The sequence below is a fragment of the Treponema sp. R6D11 genome, from assembly GCF_054786075.1.
Window position 1 is genome coordinate 1 of the sequence record NZ_BDHD01001423.1, and the last position, 307, is coordinate 307.

The following is a 307-nucleotide window of genomic DNA, read 5'->3' on the forward strand; positions in this document are numbered from 1 at the left end:
TCTTGAAACCGGAGAAAATTCGGTAAGAAGCAAAATGGATAAATTCTGGGACTCATGGCAGGAATTATCACAACACGCTTCGGAAAATGAATTCCGCATCGCAGTTATTCAAAGAGGAAAAACATTAATTGACGGAGTAAAAAATCATTATAGCGGACTTGACAGGCTTCAAATTCAAACCAATGACGATATTCAGATGACTGTCTCCAGAGTAAATGAACTTTCACGTCAGATAGCCGCTCTTAACGGCGATATTCAAAGAATAAAAGCGCAGGGCGATAACCCCAACGATCTTATGGACAGACGC

The 307-nt window shown here is 40.7% G+C and carries 1 protein-coding gene; it reads left to right on the forward strand.

Annotated elements, in window-relative coordinates; all coding sequences use genetic code 11:
- On the forward strand, positions 1–307 hold a 307-nt coding region (locus tag ACYVTD_RS19010; protein ID WP_461249137.1), incomplete at both ends, for a FlgK family flagellar hook-associated protein.